Source organism: Polaromonas sp. P1_F9 (genome assembly GCF_056405615.1).
The window spans coordinates 678,976-696,106 of sequence record NZ_JBFUBT010000001.1; the positions used below are offsets into that span (position 1 = coordinate 678,976).

The 17,131-nt window shown below is 60.8% G+C and carries 15 protein-coding genes and 2 riboswitches; of the genes, 10 read left to right on the forward strand and 5 right to left on the reverse strand.

Translation table 11 applies throughout. The annotated features are described in order from the left end of the window. From epsE to epsA, 4 genes are all read right to left on the reverse strand, one after another. A complete protein-coding gene (gene epsE / locus AC1DYR_RS03150) occupies window positions 1-894 on the reverse strand; it encodes a polysaccharide export protein EpsE (protein ID WP_477703793.1) in 894 nt (297 codons plus the stop codon). Window positions 895-991: 97 nt separating this feature from the next. Then, the gene (epsL, locus tag AC1DYR_RS03155; protein WP_477703794.1) at window positions 992-2,191 is read right to left on the reverse strand and encodes an XrtB/PEP-CTERM-associated polysaccharide biosynthesis outer membrane protein EpsL; all 1,200 of its coding nucleotides are present in this window, start codon (window positions 2,189-2,191) and stop codon (window positions 992-994) included. 25 nt (window positions 2,192-2,216) lie between these two features. After that, complete coding sequence (locus tag AC1DYR_RS03160) at window positions 2,217-3,644, reverse strand: undecaprenyl-phosphate glucose phosphotransferase (protein ID WP_477703795.1); 1,428 nt, start codon at window positions 3,642-3,644, stop codon at window positions 2,217-2,219. Then, window positions 3,637-4,425: an XrtB/PEP-CTERM-associated transcriptional regulator EpsA gene (gene epsA / locus AC1DYR_RS03165; protein WP_477703796.1), complete on the reverse strand. Its 789-nt coding sequence runs from the start codon at window positions 4,423-4,425 to the stop codon at window positions 3,637-3,639. The genes AC1DYR_RS03160 and epsA overlap by 8 nt, the downstream gene beginning before the upstream one ends. Window positions 4,426-4,815: 390 nt before the next feature. On the opposite strand from epsA, the gene AC1DYR_RS03170 reads away from it, so the two are divergent. The 10 genes from AC1DYR_RS03170 to AC1DYR_RS03215 all read left to right on the forward strand — a co-directional run bounded on the left by AC1DYR_RS03170 (window position 4,816) and on the right by AC1DYR_RS03215 (window position 16,300). Next, window positions 4,816-5,814, forward strand: coding sequence for an acyltransferase family protein (locus tag AC1DYR_RS03170; protein ID WP_477703797.1), 999 nt, complete (start codon window positions 4,816-4,818; stop codon window positions 5,812-5,814). Window positions 5,815-6,116: 302 nt separating this feature from the next. Then, the gene (gene denD / locus AC1DYR_RS03175; RefSeq protein WP_477703798.1) at window positions 6,117-7,142 is read left to right on the forward strand and encodes a D-erythronate dehydrogenase; all 1,026 of its coding nucleotides are present in this window, start codon (window positions 6,117-6,119) and stop codon (window positions 7,140-7,142) included. Between the two features lie 67 nt (window positions 7,143-7,209). Further along, window positions 7,210-8,181 carry a TRAP transporter substrate-binding protein gene (locus tag AC1DYR_RS03180; RefSeq protein WP_477703799.1) on the forward strand — a complete coding sequence of 324 codons (972 nt, stop codon included), beginning with the start codon at window positions 7,210-7,212 and terminating at the stop codon, window positions 8,179-8,181. A 104-nt stretch (window positions 8,182-8,285) separates the two neighbouring features. Then, window positions 8,286-8,780, forward strand: coding sequence for a TRAP transporter small permease (locus tag AC1DYR_RS03185; RefSeq protein ID WP_477703800.1), 495 nt, complete (start codon window positions 8,286-8,288; stop codon window positions 8,778-8,780). After that, a complete protein-coding gene (locus AC1DYR_RS03190; protein WP_477703801.1) occupies window positions 8,777-10,054 on the forward strand; it encodes a TRAP transporter large permease in 1,278 nt (425 codons plus the stop codon). The genes AC1DYR_RS03185 and AC1DYR_RS03190 overlap by 4 nt, the downstream gene beginning before the upstream one ends. A 72-nt stretch (window positions 10,055-10,126) precedes the next feature. Next, window positions 10,127-10,696, forward strand: coding sequence for a hypothetical protein (locus tag AC1DYR_RS03195; RefSeq protein ID WP_477703802.1), 570 nt, complete (start codon window positions 10,127-10,129; stop codon window positions 10,694-10,696). A gap of 18 nt (window positions 10,697-10,714) precedes the next feature. Next, window positions 10,715-10,831, forward strand: a riboswitch (glycine riboswitch). Window positions 10,832-10,850: 19 nt separating this feature from the next. Further along, window positions 10,851-10,954, forward strand: a riboswitch (glycine riboswitch). Window positions 10,955-10,980: 26 nt separating this feature from the next. After that, window positions 10,981-12,171: a glycine cleavage system aminomethyltransferase GcvT gene (gcvT, locus tag AC1DYR_RS03200; protein WP_477703803.1), complete on the forward strand. Its 1,191-nt coding sequence runs from the start codon at window positions 10,981-10,983 to the stop codon at window positions 12,169-12,171. Between the two features lie 56 nt (window positions 12,172-12,227). After that, window positions 12,228-12,593, forward strand: a complete 366-nt coding sequence (gene gcvH, locus AC1DYR_RS03205) for a glycine cleavage system protein GcvH (protein ID WP_477703804.1) — start codon at window positions 12,228-12,230, stop codon at window positions 12,591-12,593. 55 nt (window positions 12,594-12,648) lie between these two features. Further along, window positions 12,649-15,543: an aminomethyl-transferring glycine dehydrogenase gene (gene gcvP, locus AC1DYR_RS03210; RefSeq protein ID WP_477703805.1), complete on the forward strand. Its 2,895-nt coding sequence runs from the start codon at window positions 12,649-12,651 to the stop codon at window positions 15,541-15,543. Between the two features lies 1 nt (window position 15,544). Continuing rightward, complete coding sequence (locus AC1DYR_RS03215; RefSeq protein ID WP_477703806.1) at window positions 15,545-16,300, forward strand: sulfite exporter TauE/SafE family protein; 756 nt, start codon at window positions 15,545-15,547, stop codon at window positions 16,298-16,300. 29 nt (window positions 16,301-16,329) lie between these two features. Here AC1DYR_RS03215 and AC1DYR_RS03220 read toward each other — a convergent pair whose 3' ends face one another. Then, window positions 16,330-17,100, reverse strand: coding sequence for a transglutaminase-like domain-containing protein (locus AC1DYR_RS03220; RefSeq protein WP_477703807.1), 771 nt, complete (start codon window positions 17,098-17,100; stop codon window positions 16,330-16,332). Between the last annotated feature and the right edge of the window lie 31 nt (window positions 17,101-17,131).

Here is a 17,131-nt window from a genome sequence, read left to right on the forward strand (position 1 = left end):
TTAAAAGAGGCTTTCACGAACATAAATCACATCCTCGGCGCGAACGGGGTCAGTGAGCCGGGGGGTTGTTTCCACGACCTTCCCCGCCGCGTCGCGGCGATGCAGGCGCAACCGGTTTTCGCTGCCGCGCACCGTGGGGCCGCCACCCTGGGCCAGCGCCTGCATCACGGTCATGCCCCGCTCGATGCGGTATGGTCCGGGACGTTGCGCTTCGCCGTAGATATAAAACACCGGTGCCTTGTTGACATACAGCGTGTCTCCGCCCGCCAGCACAATGTCTTCATCTGATTTCTCGTTCAGAAAGAGTGCCGGAATATCAATCACTTTCCGAAACGGCTTGCCCTCACGCTGGCCGGTCAGGATCAGTACATCGTCACCCGTGGGGGTCACACCGCCGGCAGCAGCCAGCATGTCGCTGACACGGGTGTTGAATGTTTCCAGGGGGAAACGGCCCGGGCGGCTTACCTGCCCCAGCACGGCGACCTGATTGCCCCGTACCTGCCGCAGGACGATGTTGACCTGCGGCACCTTGACGAAACCGCCGGTGCGCAAAGCGTCTGCAATCTTCTTCTCGGCCTCTCCAATCGTCAGGCCGCCCAGTTGAACGCTACCAATCAGGGGGTAGCTGATCACGCCGCTTTCAGATACCCGCGCGTCGACCGAGAGGTCCGGACTCTGGTACACCTGCACGCCAATGGCATCCCCAGCACCCAGGCGATAGTCCTGGTTGGCCGGCACAGCCGCCGCTCCGGCTGCAGCCGGCGCCACAGGCGCAACCGGAGCCGTCACTGCAGCAGACTGATTTGGTGCAGCCGGCTGGGCGAATGCGGGGGCCGTCATCGCCAGAAACAAGGCCAATAAGACCGGGGGAAAGTTACGAATCATGAATTTCATCTTGTTGTCGCCTTTTCGGAAAGCAAAATGTCTGTTAAGGACGCCGCAGGCCGAGGCCACGCCGGCGCGTGAAAGCGGAGTTGGTTGAAGGATTCCATCAAAAGCTCGCTTGGGCTGAAAGACCAAAGGCATTGCTGGTGTAGTCAAAACCCGGCTCGGTGGATTTGCGCCTGTCGCGCTGCACTGAAGCTATCAACTTGAGGGCACGCAGCGCCTGCCACTCAAGCGCCAGGGAAACCAGATTGGTCGTGTCGTGGCGGTCCGTTGCGGCAAAGCCCGGCAAAGGCCCCCGGAAGTCACGTGCGCCGTGGTCGTAGCGCAGGCGAACGGCCGTCTTCTCGCTGGGCTTCCAGGTCGGCGCGATAAAGAAGCGATAGCCTTCGTAATAGCTGGCTGTAGAAGTCTGATAGCTGCCCAGTTCCCGCACCAGGCCTCCGGCAAGACTTGTCTTTGCCGTGATGTTCCAGGTCGCATCAAGCTGGCCGGTAAAACCCGAAAAATCCCGCGCAGCCAATCCATCGTGCTCGCGGTCCAGATGGGACAAGCGTGCCCGCAGGGTGGTTTTTCCGGTCGGCGCCCAGTCCAGCCGGACCTCATGCTCGGTATCCGTGAAGCTGCCCGCGAACGTTGACGACGGCACCCGGCCCGGATAGTCGCCGTTGCCTCGCTTGTAGCGATAAGCCATGGAAGTGTTCGACGGGAAGACATAACGTACGCCGCCCTCAGCACCACGAATCCTTGAGTCCCCTTCAAAAGTGAAGGGCTGGCTGCTAGTGCTGGTGCGTTCGAAAAGCCCGCCAACCAGCCGCCACGCACCATCGAGCTCGTATTCCGCATCAAACACGGTCGAGCGGTTGGTCCGGCGATTGAGTTGCCCGGAGTTCTGGACGTCGGCCGTGTTGTCGACAAATTCCCGCCGGTCGGAGGTCAGGTTGCCATGCAGGGCCGGCGTAAAACTCCAGCGCCAGGCGGCCGCGTAATTCACTGCTGTGAAATCGAGATTGGAGAAGCGGCTGTAGTGATGGTCTTCGACCCCAGCGTCGAGCTCAAACCTCTGAAGCCCGAAAGGCTTGTTTACCTTGAAGCCTGCTGTCGTCACTGAAACTGTGTCCGCGCGGTCCGTGGTCCCTATCAGTGCCTGGGAATTCGCCGTGTCGGACAGCCGGAAGACGTTGCTATCGTGCGTGACGGATTGCCCTGCCTTGAACTGAAGGGTGTCAAGGTCATCGGCATGCGCCGACAGGGGAAACAGACTCAACAACAGGAGCGGGATGGGAAGGAGATCGCGGTGGGGCATTGGCTGTCCTTTTTTTCTTTTTTATTTAGTAAGCCGCACTGTCCTTGAAGACCAGGCGGATCGTTTTCAGAATGATGAAAAAATCGAGCTGCAGCGACCAGTTGCGCAGGTAATCCAGGTCGCAATCGATACGCGACTGCATCTTGTCGAGCGTGTCGGTTTCGCCGCGCTGCCCATTCACCTGAGCCCAGCCGGTAATGCCGGGCCTGACCTTGTGGCGAACCATATAACCCTTGATGAGCGAGCGGTACATCTCGTTGTGTGCCACGGCGTGCGGACGCGGCCCGACGATGCTCATGCGCCCTTGCAATACATTGATGAATTGCGGTAATTCGTCGAGTGAGGTTTTGCGCAGGAAAGCGCCCAGACGGGTGATCCGCATGTCATTCTTGCGGGCCTGTTGAATGGTGCCACCGTCTTCGGTAACAGCCATGGACCGGAACTTGTAGACCAGAATCTGCTCACCGTCCAGGCCATAGCGCCGCTGCTTGAAAATAACAGGCCCGGGAGAGTCAAGCTTGACCATGATCCCGATCACCAGCATGACCGGGAAAATCAGCAACAGGATCAACAGCGACAGAGCAATGTCGCTGGCCCGCTTCAACACACCGCTGACACCCCGGAATGGCGTATCGCAGACAGATATCACCGTGACCCCGCAGACCGAATCGCTGCGGCCTTGTATCAGGTCGGTAATAAACATGTCGGGGACAAAATAAATCGACGCTGTGGTGTCCTTCAGGCCATCAAGCACCTGCAGGATGCGCGGCCGCGATGCCATGGGCAAGGACAGATAAATAAACTGGATACGATGCTGCTTGACGTAAGCCGGAAGGTCGTCAATTTTTCCCACCAGTTGGTAGTCGTCCTGTGACTCCCTGCGGTCTTCCCCGCGGTCGTCGAAAAAACCCTTCAAATCAATGCCCGAATACGCCGAGCCCGTGATGTGCCGGGCCAGAGAAACGCCCTGCTCGTTCATGCCGACAATGACAGCACCCCGAACCGCCCCCTGCAACTTCAGCAACTGCGGAGCGGCAGCACGCAGGGCCACATGCGCACCGGCCTGGGCAACCGGCGCGACCCATAGCCAGTTAACCAGTACTGTCATGGAAAATTTATAAAAATATTCGGTGGCCAACCCCGTCAGCAGCAACAAGCCTGCAATCCATATCCAGTGAAATGCAATTTTCGAGAACACCTTCCACACAGGCAAACGCAATTGGGAAGTACCGGGAAACGTCAGCGAAAACACGATGACCGACAAAATCAGATAGGCAGGACGCACCGACCCTTCAAAGAACAAAGCCAGCCCCCAAAGCGAGAACACCAACACCAGAGGATCCAACGCGGCTTCGACTGCGGTGAAAAGATGACTCCGACCCAACCCCATGGAGCGGGGTTCGCGCCGGTTAAGCCATGCTGAGGCTGAGTTGAGCGGGTTGACATCATCCATGCAAGCTCACCCGCGTAATCCTGGAGACAGCCTGGGCCCGGTTAAATACGTTGAGCTTCTGGAATATGCGCTGCATGTGATTCTTCACCGTGTAGCCACTGATGTTGAGGATGGTTCCGATCTCTGCATTGGTTTTGCCCATGGCGACCCAGGCCATGATTTGCGTTTCACGTTCGCTCAGGCCGGACGCGTCGTCGGCTCCGTTGCGCACCATAACTACAGCTTGCGGGTGCTGCTGTGGTAACAGCGCCATCTGCCGCAGCGCGTTATCAATGGCAGGCATCAGCATCCTCATGGCCTTCAGCCCAGACTCCCTGGGAATCTCATCTGCACGAAAAAACGCATACAGACAGTCCTGGTGCGCCCTTTCGTCATGCATCGCGTGAACGAGCACCGAGCGCATGCCCGCCAGGGTACGGGTGAAGGATCCCGGCAAGCTCGCATTGCCCAGCAAATATTCGAACTGGCTGAAACTGAGGAGGCAGGGTTCCCCGCCGGCCGCCACCCAGTGGTCATGAAGCCGGCCAAGCAAAAAGGGCACGCCGTCGGTACCGTCAGCATAGGAACGCACGCCAGGCAGTTCAGAAAGAATGTCGTGCTGGATAACGCCTTCCTGAAAGTCGCCCCAGCCCACCATCAGAATGTCATGTGGAAGGAAATACTGGACGTCACCGCGCAACCATTCGAGCAGGTCGGCGTGCCGGGTGATGGCCGTAGCCTGAGTTATCAGCGCCGCATAGTGCGCAGGATCTTCGCTAAAAAGCGGAGCGTGAGATTTCATGCCTTGATATCACTTCCTGTGTTTTGTTCTGCCCGTTGCTTGCGTGTGCAAGCGCGGCAGAAGGGGCCCACTGAGAATCGTTTAGCTTGGTATAAGTCGCAATACCAAAGACGGCACAGTTGATGTAGGAACAAGACGACTCAGTGTAGGGTGGCAGGCATGCAATTGAGATGTCAGACCCCGCGCGTATTGGTTGCAACTACGTAACAGCTGTGCGCTTGATGGCAGTTGCTTCGCAAAACGATACGGCTTGCAACAGTTTGCTTTCTTTTGGCGCAAGGCCGTTGCCGCTATTGACTACGCTGCGCACATAATTTGTGCACGCAGTTGCGGTGAGCAAGACAGCAAAGAGGCAAGAAGAGGAACGCAAGGCCGATGACCGGTAAAAAAATGAAGCGCAGTATTGAAGTGGATACGGTAAGAGGCATCGCCTGCATCTTGCTGGTTCTGTTTCACGTAGTAGGGGATACGCCCTCAGTGGGCCTGAAGGTTCCGGAGGGGCACTGGCTGCAGATGTTCAATGAAGGGTTGGCCTATATCCGCATGCCGCTCTTCTCTTTCATCTCAGGCTATGTGTATGCATTTCGCCCCTATGAAGGCAATGCTGCTGAGTTCATCAAAGGCAAGGTCCGGCGGCTGCTGCTTCCCCTGATTACGGTGGGAACTATTTTTGCCGTCGTGCAGGCCTTCACGCCAGGCGCCAACTCATCGGTCAGTCAGTGGTGGCTCCTGCACATTGAGCCCGTGGGGCATTTCTGGTTTCTTGAAGCGCTTTTTATTGTCTTCCTGGTCGTCCTGCTGCTGGAACACTTCAACGCACTTTCTACTGCGGCCGGATTTGCGGTGGCCTGGGCACTCAGCGCGGTGCTGTTTGACTACTTCAGCCCACCCAACTATTTCGCCGCCCGCGGCGCCGTTTACCTTCTGCCTTTTTTCCTGGCCGGGCTTGCCTGCAAACGCTTTGACATCGGGACGCCAAAGGCCCGGCTTGTGGCAGCGGCAGTATTTATTTGCGCCGCTACCGGGGCCATGCTTTTTCCGCAATTTTCCGAGCAGGGAAGTTCTGTCGCCGCGCTGGCGCTCGGTGTCTCAAGCGCCTTTCTTCTTTTGCGGAGTGGCTGGAGTTTCGCGCCCCTGGCCTACATTGGGTCCTTCTCATTTGCGATTTACCTGCTGCATGTTTTTTTTACGGCCGCGAGCCGTATCGCCTTCAGGAAACTGGGTATCACGGACACCTATGTCCTGATGACGCTGGGACTCGCCGCCGGGATTGCCGGTCCCGTCGTAGCCGCGCTGCTCATCAGCCGGCATGCAGGCCTGAATCTGTGGCTGCTGGGAACTGTGCCGGGCAAGCCGAAAACCAATCCGAAGCCCGTGGTAGCAACCTGAAGGATCGGGGCTCGGGCCAGCGGCCCGTTTCATTCCGGCGCCAAGCCGCTCACACTGGCGGCGTCTTGCCCAACCAGTCACTCTGCCGCCGCAGCGAATCCTGAACGGCTCGAACACTCGGAGCAGGAGCCGCGCCGCCGGAGTTGCACGATGTCTTTTCTCCGAGCACCTTCCAACCCGGCACCATCTGTCTGCGTGGAACGACTCCTCATTCGAACTAAACTGCCTGACGTACCGCAGGCAACCGGATCGGTGCGGGCATGCAGGCGAGCAAGCAACAAAAAGATGGAGACAACATACCCATGAATATCGTCATCACCGGTGGCGCCGGGTTCCTCGGGGCCAGGCTGGCCCGGCAACTTCTGGACGCGGGGCAATTGACCCTCGCGGGCAGCGCACCGCAAACCATCCGGACAGTGACGCTGGTTGACAGGGTGGCGCCGCCCGTCGCGCTGACTGCGGACAACCGCATTCGTACCGTCACCGGCGATCTGAACCAGCTGCTGGAAGACGGCCGCCAGCAAGCACCCGTGGTGACGGAAAAAGACACGCTGGTATTTCATCTGGCGGCGGCAGTCAGCGGTGAATGCGAAGCGGACTTCGACCTCGGCATGCGCAGCAATGTCGACGCCACGCGCGCGCTGCTGCAGGCATGCCGTGCCCTGAAAACATCGCCCACCGTCGTATTCGCCAGTTCGCTTGCGGTGTTTGGAAATTCACCCGAGCAACCACTCCCGGCTGTCATCGATGACAGAACGCTGCCCACACCGCAGAACAGCTACGGCATCCAGAAATTCATCGGTGAACAACTGGTGGCGGATTACGCGCGCAAGGATTTCATACGCGGCCGCAACGTACGCCTGATGACCGTGAGCGTGCGGCCCGGAAAACCCAACGGTGCGGCATCAAGCTTTCTCAGCGGCATGATCCGGGAACCCCTTGCAGGAACGAGGGCACAGTGCCCTGTCTCTCCCGAAACGGCCGTGGCTCTTGCGTCACCCGGCCGTACGGTTGAGGGGTTGATTCGCGCTGCGCAAGCCAGCGACATCGAATGGGGTGCCCGCACAGCCGTCAATCTGCCGGCCCTCAAGACCACGGTCGGCGAAATGGCGCAAGCCCTGGCACGGGTGGCAGGAAAGGACGTGGCGGATTTGATCGACTGGGTGTACGACCCTGTCATCGCAAGAATCGTGGGCAACTGGCCCGCCGATATCGACGCAGCACGCGCACGGTCGCTAGGCCTGCTGCCTGACAGCGATTTTGAAAGCATTATCGCGGCGTACTTAAGCGAAAACCCGCGCACGGCCGCGGGCACATCGCAGCAATAATGCGTGTGCTTATGGTCGGGAAAGCCTGATGCAGAACCGGCCCAATCACACAACGGAGACAAACAACATGAAGCTTTCAAAACTGATTATCGGCATGACGCTCGCAGCGGGATTCATGGCGTCTGCAAACGCACAGACCACCATGAAAATCAGCATTTCCACCGCCCAGAATTCGCATCAGGGCATTGCCATCGACACCTTTGCCAAAGAAGTCGAGAAACGCACGGCGGGCCGCTACAAAGTCCAGACGTTCTACAACGGAGCCCTGGGCGGCGAACGCGAATCCATCGAGGCCGTGCAGCTGGGCACCCAGGAGCTGGCCTTCTCGTCCACCGGCCCCGTACCCAACTTTGTCCCCGAGACCAAGATCCTCGACGTTCCCTTCCTGTTCCGGGACAAGGCGCATGCACGCGCCGTGCTGGACGGCCCCATCGGCCAGAATCTCCTGACCAAATTCGATGCCAAGGGCTTCAAAGCGCTGGCCTGGGCCGAAAACGGCTTTCGCCACATGACCAACAGCAAGCGGGACGTGAAAGTTCCGGAGGACCTGAAGGGACTGAAGATGCGTACCATGGAAAATCCGGTGCATATCGCCGCCTACAAAGGCCTGGGCATCATCACCACGCCCATGGCCTTTCCCGAAGTGTTCACCGCATTGCAGCAGGGCACGGTCGACGGCCAGGAAAATCCCCTGTCTGTGATCATGTCCGCCAAGTTCGACCAGGTGCAAAAGCACCTTTCACTGACCGGTCACGTTTATTCACCCTGTATTTTTGTCATGAACAAGGCAGCTTTCGACAAGCTCAGCGCCGGCGACAAGACGGCATTCATTGACGCCGCCAAGGAAGCGACCAAGGCGAACCGTGCCCGCGTGGACCAAGACGATGCCAACGGTGTAGCCGAGCTGCGCAGCAAGGGCATGACCGTGATCGAAAACGTCGACAAGGCGAAGTTCGTGGCAACCCTGGCGCCGGTCAATGCCGAATTTGAAAAGCAGTTCGGCAAAGCCAACATCGACGCGATCAGGAGCTACAAGTAAACCGTACCGCAACTATTTCGCTACATTTTTTGTAGCCACCTGCGCCCGCCGCCATTGGTCTGCGGGCGTTTACATTGAAAACCACCTCATGTATCGGTGCATCCGTGAAACAAGTATTTCTTCAACTTGAACGGTGGACCACCGGTTTCTCCATGCTGGTGGCCTGCCTGATGCTGGTCATCGCATCGGGGCTCGGCGTGTTCCAGATCCTGACGCGTTTTGTCTTCGAGCAGCCTGCAGAGTGGAGTGAAATTCTGATCCGCCTCAGCCTGATCTGGATGGTCTTCATGGGAATTCCCATGGCGTTCCGCCAGGGCGCCATGGTCAGCGTGGATGTGCTCTATCGCTGGAGCCCACCCCGCATCCGACGGGTGCTGGACTGGCTGGTCTGCCTCGCCGCCCTGCTCCTCGTCGCGGTCATCGTCTGGTGGGGCTGGGACTATTCCCTGCGCGGGCGTGTGCAGTCCATGGCCGGCCTTGAATCCATTTCCATGTTTTGGGGTTATGTGGCCATGCCGGTCGGCGGCATGTTCTGCGTGATGGGCATCATCGGCAACCTGATCGACCCACAGCGCAACGAACTGGAGACTGCGCAATGACCGCGGTAATGATTTCCACCATGGTGCTGTGCTTTGCACTCACCGTTTCCGTGGCCGTTTCAATCGGCCTGGCGTCCATCTTCGGTATCCATGCGTCCCACGCCAACATGCTGATTTCTGTCAAGGAGATGTTCTCCTCGATCAACAAGTTTCCGCTGGCCGCGATCCCCTTCTTCATCCTGGCCGGCAACCTGATGGAAACCGGCGGCATCTCGCGCCGCCTGGTCGAGTTCGCCAAAAGCATTGTGGGCGGCGTCCAGGGAGGCCTGCCCATGACCTGTGTGCTGACCTGCATGATCTTTGCCGCGGTGTCCGGCTCCTCCGTGGCCACCACCTTCGCGATTGGCGCCATCCTGATTCCGGCGCTCATCAAGCACGGTTACCCCACCGCCTACGCCGCAGCCCTGCAGGCCACAAGCGCCGAGCTGGGTGTGATCATCCCGCCTTCCATTCCCATGATTCTTTACGGCGTAAGCGCCGAAGTTTCGATCGGCGAACTCTTCATTGCCGGCTTCGGCCCGGGGCTGCTGATCGGTGGCGCACTGATGCTGTTCGTCCACTTGTACTGCCGCTGGAAGGGCTGGGGCAAACAGGACGGTGACGGCCGCCTGAGCTTTGGCAAGGCGACCTGGCAGGCAGGCTGGGCGCTGCTGATGCCGGTGATTATTCTCGGCGGGATTTACGGCGGAATTTTCACACCGACCGAAGCCTCTGCCGTGGCGGTGTTTTATGCGCTGGTCGTGGGCATCGTGATCTACCGCGAGATCAAGCTGGCCGACCTGTACGTCATCCTGCGCAAATCGGTGCTCTCCAGTGCCGTGATCATGTTCATCATCGCCAATGCCGGGTTGTTCGCCTTCCTGATCACGCGGGCCGGCGTGCCGGATGCCATAGGCCACTGGCTGGAAGCCGTGCTGCAATCGCCCGCCCTCTTCCTGCTGGGCGTCAACGCGGCGCTGTTCATCATCGGCATGTTCATTGAAACCAGCGCCGCCATCATTGTTCTGGCGCCCATCCTGGCGCCGGTGGCTGTGCATTTCGGCATAGATCCGGTCCACTTCGGGCTGGTGATGGTGGTCAATCTCGCGCTGGGCATGATCACGCCGCCTTTCGGCGTAAACCTGTTTGCAGCCTGCACCGTTGCCAGGATATCGCTGGACCGCATCGTGACGCACCTGATCCCCTTTGTACTGGTCATCCTCGCCTGCCTGATGGTGGTCACTTACGTCCCGCAGCTGTCACTGGCTCTGCGGGATCTCGTCTACGCAAAATAGCTTTTCGGACGGAATTCACGAGGCTGTCATTTTCAGCAGCCATGCTCGGGGTTTCATTTCAGGATGAAATCCATGCAGCTCCATAAAACCGACCGCGCCCGTGCCGAGCTCAAGCCCGGCGTGAGAACGCTAGGCCAGCGCGAGCGCACCCTGCTGCTGATGGCCGACGGCAGCAAGTCTGCCCAGGACTTCCGCCCGCTGTTTGAGGGCGACGGCGAAGCCATTGCCCTGCGCCTTTTGCGCGACGGCTTTCTGGAAGCCCATCCCGGCAAGACGGCCGCGCCGGCAAAAAACCCTGCGCCTGCACCCGCCCAAACACTAACGCCGGCGCAGTTACAGAACTTTCCCAGCCCCGAAACCACCCAGGCCATTCAGGTCTCTGCCGATCAATTTGAAGGCAAGCGCTCGCTTGCCACAACCCGGATGTTCCTGTTCGACATCTGCGAACGCATGTTCGCCCGGCGCAACCCGGAGATGGCCGAGCGCTTTCGCGAAGCGCTGCGCAATGCCAAAGACCGCGAGACCATGCTCAGCGCCTCGCGCGAAATGATCGAGGAAATCGAAAAAATCGCGGGCCACGAGCGCGCCGACTCCATCAGCGAGCGCATCGCCATGCTGCTGCCCCAGGCCGTCGCCGCCTGAAAATCCGCTTCCGTTACACTTGCCGGGTCAGGAGAGAGTTTTCCCCGCGAAAACCGCCGAAGGCGCACGTACACCCTGGGGGCACCCCCTTGGGCCGCACTGAACGCTCAGGCAAAAGGACTGGCAACCGCCCTGCGGCGCACCACGTGGCAAGGCGTTCCCTACTGGAGAGAGGCCGCCTTTCACGGGCAGCCCACCGAAGGAGCAAGCCTGCATCGCCGGGTGAATCTCTCAGGTAAAGTGGACAGCAGGGGCAGCCCATGGATTGAGAACCAGTTCTTGCCATGACCGTGTTTGCCCCCCCGGAGAATGCCTTGTCCGATTCGTCCACCTCTTCCGTCGCCCCCGAAACCCTGCTGAAAACGCCCTTGCATGACCTGCATGTGGAGCTTGGCGCGCGCATGGTGCCTTTTGCGGGCTATTCCATGCCGGTGCAATACCCTGCAGGCCTGATGACGGAACACCACCACACGCGCCAGGCTGCCGGCCTTTTTGACGTGTCCCACATGGGCCAGTTGCGCCTGGTGGGCGCTGATGCGGCAGCCGCGCTTGAGTCGCTGATCCCGGTGGATGTGATCGACCTGCCCGCCGGCAAGCAGCGCTACGGCCTGCTGCTCAACGACGACGGCGGCATCATCGACGACCTGATGTTCTTCAACCGCGACTATGCCAACGGCGGCGACCTCTTTGTCATCGTCAACGGCGCCTGCAAGGTGGGCGATATCGCACACGTCAAAGCCAAAATCGGCTCACGCTGCGAAGTCATTCCCATGCCGGAGATGGCGCTCATGGCGCTGCAGGGCCCGCAGGCCGTCACTGCCTTGCAGCGGCTGGCCCCGGGTGTCGAGAGGCTGGTGTTCATGACCGGCGGACGATTCGACGTGGCCGGCTGCGATTGCTTCATCACCCGCAGCGGCTACACCGGCGAAGACGGCTTTGAAATCTCGGTGCCGGCTTCGCAAGCCGACACACTTGCACGCGCACTGCTCGCGCAGCCCGAGGTCAAGCCCATTGGCCTGGGCGCGCGCAACTCGCTGCGGCTGGAAGCGGGCCTGTGCCTCTACGGCAACGACATCGACATCACCACCACGCCGGTGGAAGCCAACCTCAACTGGGCCATGCAAAAGATTCGCCGGATCGGCGGCGCACGTGCCGGCGGTTTCCCGGGCGCGGACAAAATCCTGGCGCAACTGGCTGACCCCGCCTTGCTAATGAGCAAGCGCGTCGGCCTGGTGGCGCTGGAGCGCGTGCCGGTGCGTGACCATGCCGAGTTGCAAAGCACCGATGGCACAGTCATCGGCGAGGTCACCAGCGGCCTGTTGGGCCCCACGATCAACCAGCCGGTGGCCATGGGCTATGTCAAACCTGAATTCGCTGCGCTGGGCACGCGCGTGAACGCGATGGTGCGCGGCAAGGCCGTACCCATGGAAGTCGCCGCCATGCCTTTTGTTCCCGCCCGCTACTACCGCGGCTAGCCCCTGAAGCTGTCACTCCATTTTTTTCACCCCGCCACTCAACCCAGGAGAACCTCATGACCGTCAAATACACCGAAGACCACGAATGGGTCAAGATCGAAGGCAACGTTGCCACCGTCGGCATCACCGTACACGCACAGGACGCACTGGGCGATGTGGTGTTTGTGGACCTGCCGGCTGTCGGCACCGCCTTCGCCCAGAAAGAAACCGCAGGTGTTGTCGAGTCCGTCAAGGCCGCGGCCGACGTGTACATGCCCCTGAGCGGCGAAGTGACCGAAATCAACGAAGCCCTGAAGAACGACCCATCGCTTGCCAACAGCGACCCGATGGGTGCCGGCTGGTTCTTCAAGGTCAAGTTATCTGACCCTTCACAGCTTGACGCACTGATGGACGAAACCCGTTACACAGCCTTCGCCGCCTGATTTCCTGACCGACTTTTTTTGATTCCTGGCTGCCAAGCCTGACACGGGACCCGACATGTTGATGCAATCCGCCAAGCCCTTGGGCGATCTTGAAAATCCTTCCGAATTCATTGCCCGCCATATCGGCATTGACGACGCCGACGAAGTCCACATGCTCAGCATCGTGGGCTCGGCTTCGCGGCGCGCGCTGGTGGAAGGCATCGTTCCGCGCTCGATTGCACGCAACACCGCCATGGCCATCCCGGCGCCTGTCACGGAGGCGGCCGCACTCAAGCAGCTCAAGGCCATTGCGGCCAAGAACCAGGTGTTCAAGAACTTCATCGGCCAGGGCTACTACGGCACCTACACGCCCGGCGTGATCCTGCGCAACATCCTCGAGAACCCCGCCTGGTACACGGCTTACACGCCGTACCAGGCCGAGATATCGCAGGGCCGCATGGAAGCGCTGATCAACTTCCAGACCATGGTCTGCGACCTGACCGGCATGCCGATCGCCAACGCCTCCATGCTCGACGAAGCCACCGCCGCCGCCGAAGCCATGACCCTGGCCAAGCGCAGCGTGAAAAGCAAGAGCAACGCCTTCATCGTGGCGGGCGACTGCCATCCACAGACCATTGAAGTAATTCAAACCCGCGCCAAACCGCTGGGCATCGAGGTGAAGGTCAGCACGGCCGCCGTCACGGTGCCGCAGTTGATGGCCGAAGGCAATTACTTCGGCGTGCTGGCGCAATATCCCGCCACCACCGGCAGCATCCATGACCTGCGCCCGCTGGCCGGCCAGGCACATGTCGACGGCGCAGCCCTGTGCGTGGCGGCCGACCTGCTGGCGCTCACGCTGCTGACCCCGCCCGGTGAATGGGACGCCGACATTGTGCTGGGCAACACCCAGCGCTTTGGCATGCCCATGGGTAACGGTGGGCCGCACGCGGCTTACCTTGCCTGCCGCGACGAATTCAAGCGCTCGCTGCCCGGCCGCCTCGTCGGTGTCACTGTCGACAGCCACGGCAACCCGACCTACCGCCTCGCGCTGCAAACCCGTGAGCAACACATCCGCCGTGAGAAAGCCACTTCCAACATCTGTACCGCGCAGGTTCTGCCGGCCGTGATTGCCAGCATGTATGCGGTCTACCACGGCCCGCAAGGCTTGAAGCGCATCGCTGAGCGCGTGGCGGCCTACACGGCCATCTTTGTGCGAGGCCTGCAAGCGCTGGGTTACGACATCACCAACACCGGCGCCTTTGATTCCGTCACGGTAAAAACCGGTGATGCTACCAATTTGATAGCTGACCGCGCACGTTCGGCGGGCGCCAACCTGCGATTCCGTTTGAATAATCACCTCGGCGTGTCGCTGGACGAGACCACCAGCCGCAAGGACATCGAACTGCTCTGGTCGTTCTTCGCCAGGCCCGGCCAGACCGTGCCGGTGGTCAGCGCCTTTGAAAAAGGTGTTGAATCCCTGATCCCCGCCGACCTGCGCCGCACCAGCGCCTTCCTGTCGCACCCGGTGTTCAACACCCACCACTCCGAAACCGGCATGCTGCGCTACATCCGCATGCTGAGCGACAAGGATCTCGCACTGGACCGCAGCATGATTCCGCTGGGCAGCTGCACCATGAAGCTCAACGCGACCAGCGAGATGATCCCCATCACCTGGCCAGAGTTCGCCAACATTCACCCCTTCGCCCCCGCAGACCAGCTGCAGGGTTACGCGGAACTCGACAAGCAGCTGCGCGACTGGCTGTGCCAGGCCACGGGCTATGCCGGCATCAGCCTGCAGCCTAACGCCGGCTCGCAAGGTGAATACGCGGGCCTGCTGGTCATCAAGGCCTTCCATGAAGCCAAAGGCCAGGGTCATCGCAACATCTGCCTGATTCCATCGTCGGCCCACGGCACCAACCCGGCCAGCGCCCAGATGGTGGGCATGACCGTCGTCGTCACTGCCTGCGACGCGCAGGGCAATGTCGACATGGCCGACCTCAAGGCCAAGTGCGAGAAGCACAGCGCCAACCTCGCCTGCGTGATGATCACCTACCCCAGCACGCATGGCGTGTTCGAAACCCAGGTAAAAGAGCTCTGCGCCATGGTGCACAGCCACGGCGGACGCGTTTACGTGGACGGCGCCAACATGAACGCCCTGGTGGGCGTGGCCGCGCCGGGCGAGTTCGGCGGCGACGTAAGTCACCTGAATTTGCACAAAACTTTCTGCATTCCGCACGGCGGCGGCGGCCCCGGCGTAGGCCCGGTCTGCGTCGTGGCCGACCTGGTGCCTTACCTCCCCGGCCATGCCACGGCCGGCATTCCCGTCAACGGCGTGGGCGCGGTTTCTGCGGCCCCGCTGGGTAACGCAGCGGTGTTGCCCATCAGCTGGATGTACTGCCGCATGATGGGACCAGAAGGGTTGACGCAGGCGACTGAAGTCGCCATCCTGAGCGCCAACTACATCAGCTCGCGGCTCAAGGACCACTACCCCACGCTGTACGCCAGCGAGAACGGCCATGTCGCGCATGAATGCATTCTCGATCTGCGCCCGCTCAAGGAAACCAGCGGTGTTACCGCCGAAGACGTGGCCAAGCGCCTGATGGACTACGGCTTTCACGCGCCCACATTGAGCTTCCCTGTACCCGGCACCTTGATGGTGGAACCTACCGAAAGTGAAACCCTGGCCGAGCTGGACCGCTTCATCGACGCGATGATCGCCATCCGCGAAGAGATCCGCAAAGTCGAAACTGGCCAATGGCCGCAAGACAACAACCCGCTCAAGCATGCGCCGCACACCGCGGCCAGCCTGATGGGCGCCGACTGGGACCGCCCCTACTCGCGCGAGACCGGCGCCTTCCCACTGGCTTCGCTCAAGCAGGTCAAATACTGGCCGCCCGTGGGCCGCGTCGACAACGTCTACGGCGACCGCAACCTGTTTTGCAGCTGCGTGCCGGTAAGCGACTACGCCTGATTTGGACTCTCACATCCTCCTGATCGTCGCGGGCGCTGCGGCGGCGGGGTTTGTCCAGGGCCTGTCGGGCTTTGGTTTCAGCCTTGTCGCCATGTCGTTCTGGGCCTGGGCTATCGACCCGAAGCTCGCCGCTGTCATGGCGGTGTTCGGTGGGCTGACAGGCCAGGTCATGGCGGCGTTCACTGTCAGCCGTACGACGGACTGGAAACGCCTGCTGCCCTTTCTGGCCGGTGGCCTGCTCGGGCTTCCGCTGGGTCTCTTGTTGTTGCCGCAACTTGACGTCCAGCTGTTCAAGCTGTTTCTCGGCGCACTGCTGGCGCTATGGTGCCCGGCCATGCTTTTTTCGGGCAAGCTCCCGCGCATCCACCATGGGGGCTGCGTCGCCGACGGCACGATTGGCGTTGCCGGTGGTTTCATGGGGGCCTTGGGCGGTTTCAGCGGTGTGATTCCGACACTGTGGTGCACCCTGCGCGGCTACGAAAAGAGTGCCCAGCGCGCCGTCATCCAGAACTTCAACCTGGCCGTGCTGACCGTCACCATGGCCAGCTATATTGCCGCCGGCCTGGTCACGCGCGAGACATTGCCCATGCTGGCCATCGTGGCGCCTGCCGCGCTCATTTGCGCCTGGCTGGGCGGGCGCGTTTATACGGGCATCAGCGACCTTGCCTTTCGCAGGCTGGTGCTGAGCCTGCTGACCTGCTCCGGCCTGGCAATGCTGGTCTCGTCGGTGCCGGAGTTGTTGCGGCGGATGGGCTAGGCCCCAAACCGATTTGCCATTGCCGTATTTCAATAGAAACGGGAGCCAGCACGTAGCTCGCGAATGGCCCGCATCATGGTGGGCGCCAACGCATTCCATTGCAGGGCCCGCAGCGATCGGCGGTAACGCAGCCCGCTGCCCCCCAGGGACGCCGACACCAGTTCCAGCGGATCGCTCACCACGCACAGAAGCCGCGTGAGCATGGGATCCTGGTCGGGAGGCACACCGCCGAGGAAGGCGTCGTTCTTCCCGTCCCACAGAAGCTGGGCATTGATGTGGATACCCCAGCCGCACTCCCACCCGTTCGCTTTCAGGCGTTCGAGCGCAGCAGCCACGTATTCGGCATCGAAGATGTAGGTGTCGGTGCGCACCCAACGGCCCAGCCAGAACTCTGCCAGCGGGCGCGCCGCCGGCGTGGCTCTCGGGATCAGGCCGCGCAGCATCTCGCCGCGCATCTCCATATACCGCAATCGCGCCGGGATGCCGGCAGAGCGCATCAGTGCGATCAGCAAGGTCGCCTTGTCGTCACCGTCGCCCCCGCGCGCCTCGAGTACGTCGCGGGCGGTCGGGTACTGCAGCTTGATCCGCTTGGTATAAGGCAGGCGCTTGACGAAGCGATAAATAGCCAGTGCCTTGTCCCGTTCGGTGCGGCACAGCTGGACAATCGAGCGAGCCTTCAGGCGCAGCTTGGTGTCGTCCAGGTCCAGCAGCGGCGTAGTGCCGAGCCAGTCCTGCGGCCGGTCACTGGCTCTTTGATGCAGCCGGCGGGGCGAATCGAATTGTGCGGCAAGTGCCACCATGGAACCACCGACGGAGTGAATGGTTTACGCA

What these genes read in the sequence shown, in the direction of transcription:
- epsA (WP_477703796.1), bottom strand. Translation starts at nt 4,425, where the DNA reads ATGAAATCTCACGCTCCGCTTTTTAGCGAAGATCCTGCGCACTATGCG.
- epsE (WP_477703793.1), bottom strand. Translation starts at nt 894, where the DNA reads ATGAAATTCATGATTCGTAACTTTCCCCCGGTCTTATTGGCCTTGTTT.
- denD (WP_477703798.1), top strand. Translation starts at nt 6,117, where the DNA reads ATGAATATCGTCATCACCGGTGGCGCCGGGTTCCTCGGGGCCAGGCTG.
- AC1DYR_RS03170 (WP_477703797.1), top strand. Translation starts at nt 4,816, where the DNA reads ATGAAGCGCAGTATTGAAGTGGATACGGTAAGAGGCATCGCCTGCATC.
- gcvH (WP_477703804.1), top strand. Translation starts at nt 12,228, where the DNA reads ATGACCGTCAAATACACCGAAGACCACGAATGGGTCAAGATCGAAGGC.
- epsL (WP_477703794.1), bottom strand. Translation starts at nt 2,191, where the DNA reads ATGCCCCACCGCGATCTCCTTCCCATCCCGCTCCTGTTGTTGAGTCTG.
- gcvP (WP_477703805.1), top strand. Translation starts at nt 12,649, where the DNA reads ATGTTGATGCAATCCGCCAAGCCCTTGGGCGATCTTGAAAATCCTTCC.
- AC1DYR_RS03195 (WP_477703802.1), top strand. Translation starts at nt 10,127, where the DNA reads ATGCAGCTCCATAAAACCGACCGCGCCCGTGCCGAGCTCAAGCCCGGC.
- AC1DYR_RS03180 (WP_477703799.1), top strand. Translation starts at nt 7,210, where the DNA reads ATGAAGCTTTCAAAACTGATTATCGGCATGACGCTCGCAGCGGGATTC.
- AC1DYR_RS03190 (WP_477703801.1), top strand. Translation starts at nt 8,777, where the DNA reads ATGACCGCGGTAATGATTTCCACCATGGTGCTGTGCTTTGCACTCACC.
- AC1DYR_RS03160 (WP_477703795.1), bottom strand. Translation starts at nt 3,644, where the DNA reads ATGGATGATGTCAACCCGCTCAACTCAGCCTCAGCATGGCTTAACCGG.
- gcvT (WP_477703803.1), top strand. Translation starts at nt 10,981, where the DNA reads ATGACCGTGTTTGCCCCCCCGGAGAATGCCTTGTCCGATTCGTCCACC.
- AC1DYR_RS03220 (WP_477703807.1), bottom strand. Translation starts at nt 17,100, where the DNA reads ATGGTGGCACTTGCCGCACAATTCGATTCGCCCCGCCGGCTGCATCAA.